Raw genomic sequence first — 722 nt, 5'->3', positions numbered from 1 at the left:
AAGCAAAATAACGTTCGCCATCCTTTGGTGGTCGAATCTTTCCAGAAATCGTATCACCCGTTCGAAGATTGAAACGACGAATTTGACTCGGCGAAACATAAATATCGTCTGGGCCTGCTAGGTATGAACCCTCAGCAGAACGCAAGAAGCCGAAGCCATCTTGAAGAATTTCAAGTACACCATCTCCAAAAATGTCTTCACCGCTTTTCGCGTGACGTTTTAGGATTGTGAAGATTACATCTTGCTTACGAGAGCGTGCTAGGTTGTCTAGCCCCATCTCTGAAGCGATTTCTAATAATTCAGGAACAGATTTTTTCTTAAGTTCGGTAAGATTCATAGCAATTGTCATGGGAACACAGAGTTGTGTTTTTCGAAGGATTTAGGAAATTTCAGGGAAACGCGCTGCGAGCGCAATTAGTCATTGAGCCTTGCTAGTTACGGCTGCAAACTTAAGATAGATCAATTCTTTTACAATAGCTAGTTTTATTGCGCAAAAATATGCTTCACAAGCTAAAGTTTTTGATCAAAATACACTTGATGCAAGCAAACCAACTTATAAGGCCAAAAAAATCGGTATGAGTGCCAGTAAACTGCTCCCTCTTGAAGACGCTATCGAACAATTATCCTCTCGTGTTCAAACCTGCTCATTAGAAGAAACGACGCCCATTGAGCAAGCGCTAAATAGAGTATCCGCAAGCGATGTAAATGCGCGCATTTCCCAA

The 722-nt window shown here is 41.7% G+C and carries 1 protein-coding gene; it reads right to left on the bottom strand.

Annotated features, from left to right (window positions below; genetic code table 11):
- Positions 1–337, bottom strand: a 337-nt coding sequence (locus tag A3739_RS24105) for a Rho termination factor N-terminal domain-containing protein (protein WP_197472538.1), incomplete at its 3' end; no start/stop codon positions are given.
- Positions 338–722: the final 385 nt, after the last annotated feature.

The organism is Oleiphilus sp. HI0067 (assembly GCF_001635735.1).
This window is presented reverse-complemented; position numbering and strand designations above follow the sequence as displayed.